At 67.5% G+C, this 2,474-nt stretch carries 3 protein-coding genes; 1 reads left to right on the top strand and 2 read right to left on the bottom strand.

Going from position 1 to position 2,474, the window contains the following annotated elements; translation table 11 throughout:
* Positions 1-894: aromatic ring-hydroxylating dioxygenase subunit alpha (locus RMO97_RS00605; RefSeq protein ID WP_310538630.1), on the top strand; the 894-nt coding region annotated here is incomplete at its 5' end.
* Positions 895-1,039: 145 nt separating this feature from the next.
* Here RMO97_RS00605 and RMO97_RS00600 read toward each other — a convergent pair.
* Together RMO97_RS00600 and RMO97_RS00595 are read right to left on the bottom strand one after the other, a co-directional pair.
* The gene (locus RMO97_RS00600) at positions 1,040-1,303 is read right to left on the bottom strand and encodes a hypothetical protein (protein WP_310538629.1); all 264 of its coding nucleotides are present in this window, start codon (positions 1,301-1,303) and stop codon (positions 1,040-1,042) included.
* 174 nt (positions 1,304-1,477) lie between these two features.
* A partial coding sequence (locus RMO97_RS00595) for a L,D-transpeptidase (RefSeq protein WP_310538628.1) occupies positions 1,478-2,474 on the bottom strand: 997 nt, incomplete at its 5' end.

Here is a 2,474-nt window from a genome sequence, read left to right as displayed (position 1 = left end):
CACCGGGCCGCGCCGCTGTCGGCTGGATCGTTCCACCGCGACGCCAATGGCGTGGAGACCGTCCAGTGCCCCTACCACGGCTGGCGGTTCGGCGCGGACGGCGCCTGCGCGGCGATCCCCTCGCTGACCTCCGACCAGGCGCTGGATGTCTCGACGATTCGCGTCCGCCGATATCCCGTGGCCGAGGGCCAAGGCATGGTCTTCGTGTGGATGGGCGCAACCCCGGCCAGCGAACCGGACGGCCCGCCGCCCATCTTCCCTGGCGTGGTGGGCGGGGCGCCGAAACTGGTCGACGAAGTGGTGTTCGACGCCCACATCGACCAGGCGGTGGTCGGCCTGATGGACCCCGCCCACGGTCCCTATGTGCACCGCCAGTGGTGGTGGCGTACCGCCGGCAGCGAGCACGACAAGGCCAAGCGGTTCGAGCCGCGCGACCTGGGCTTCGCCATGGTCCGCCATGAACCCTCCAGCAACAGCCGCGCCTATGCGATCCTGGGCGGCGAGCCCCTGACCGAGATCACCTTCCGCCTCCCGGCGCTGCGGTGGGAGCATGTGACGGTGGGCCGGCGCCAGGTGCTGTTGCTCACCTGCCTGACGCCCATCGACGCCGCCCGGACCCGGGTGACCCAGATCGTCTGGTCCGACCACCCGGCGTTCGCGGTTCTCAAGCCGCTGATCGCGGTTCTGGCAAAAATCTTCCTGCGCCAGGACGGCGACATGGTGACCCTTCAGAACCAGGGGCTGAAATACGATCCCACCCTGCTCTGGATCGACGACGCCGACGTCCAGGCCAAGTGGTACCAGGCGCTGAAACGCGAATGGGCGGCCAGCCGGCGAGAGGGTCGGGCGTTCGTCAATCCAGTGAAGGCTGTGACACTGAAGTGGCGGAGTTAGGGGATGGCGTCCGGCGCTTCGCGCAAGTTAAACTAGCGTTTTTACGCACGGGGCTCGGTGCCGCTGACGACCCCTTAGACTAGGCGACCTCCGGACGGACTGCGTTTTCGGTGAGTGGGCACCACGCAACAGGCAGGTAAGTCCGCTACCAGCCAGCGTCTGGGACGAAGAACTCGCACCGACCGGTCACCCAGACACAACTGCCGCCATCATACACCGTCGTGCGGTACAGTGGGACGTTGCGGCAAATCCGCTCTGTTTTCCGCTGAGTGCATTTGCGTTCGAGCGCTTCGGTCGGCGCATCAGGGCTGGCCGTCTGAGAGACATAGCTCAGGGCCAACAGTATTGCCGCTGCTGAGATGATGATCGCGCCAAGCCTCCAGGGTGATTTCAGCAGTTTGCTGTGCAATCGTTGCTCCTCGCTCGCGACGTTCGCCTTGACCCTGAGACGGTAGGGAGAAGGCTCCAGTCCGATGGTGCTAGAGTCTAGCGCAACCACGCGGCAAACACTTTGCACGCGAGCGACCGCCTTCCACCCCAAAGCGGATGCTCAGGAGGTCGCCTGCGGGCTAAACGCCCGCCATCAGGCCTTCCCCGCCACCTCACCCATGAACACCACCTTCGTCCCCTTCTCCACCGCCTTGGACAGTTGTACCGCGTCCCAGTTGGTGAGGCGCACGCAGCCGTGGCTGGCCACCTTGCCGACCAGCTTGGGCTCCGGCGCCCCGTGGATGCCGTAGGTTTCCTTGGTGAGGTCGATCCAGACCGCGCCGACGGGGTTGTTGGAGCCGGCCTTGACCACCAGCTTGCCGGCCGATTTGTCGCCGAAGTTCAGCTTGGCGGGGTCGTAGGTCCAGGTGGGCGCGGGCGCGATGGTGCGGACAGCCAGTTCGCCGGCAGGCGTCGGCATGTCGGTGGAGCCCACCGTCGCGGGATAGACCGCCAGCAGCTTGCCGGCGGCGTCATAGGCGCGGACCTGCTTCAGCGCCTTGTCCACCTCGATGGCGGCCACCTTGGCGGGCAGGGCGCCGGCGCTGGTGGCGGCCACCAGGATCGTGGCGCCCGCGACGGTGAAGTCGACGCCGGGGTTCAGCGCCAGCAGCAGCGCCTGATCCATGTGGAAGCGCTCTGCCATCGCCTCGACGGGGTTGGTGAAGCCCAGCCGGTCCAGCTTGGCCATGTCTTCGTACTTTTTGGGGATCTCCGGCGTGTAGGGGCCGGTCGCATCGGCCTGCGTGACCACATAGTCCATCAGGGCGGGTCCGCTGTCGGCGGTCAGCTTGGCCCACACCTCGGCGTCCAGCAGCCCGTCGGGGGTGAGGTCGTTGGCGCGCTCATAGGCGGCGATGGCGTTTTTCACATTTTCCCCACCCCGGCCGTCGATCACGCCGGGCGAGAAGTGGGCGCGGTCCAGCAGCACCTGGGCGCGGATCAGGATGTCGCGCTGCGCCGCGGGGTTGGCCGCAACGGCCGGGCTCCAGGCCGCCTTGTCTACGGCCTGGGCCACGGGGTTAGCGGAGGCGACCAGGGGCAGCGGGGCGGGCGCGGCAGGCGCAGCCGTCGTCGGCGTGACAGCCGCA

The organism is Phenylobacterium sp., assembly GCF_031425575.1.
Lineage (GTDB): Bacteria > Pseudomonadota > Alphaproteobacteria > Caulobacterales > Caulobacteraceae > Phenylobacterium.
Note: the sequence above shows the minus strand (reverse complement) of the source record. Positions and strands in the feature narration are given on the sequence as shown.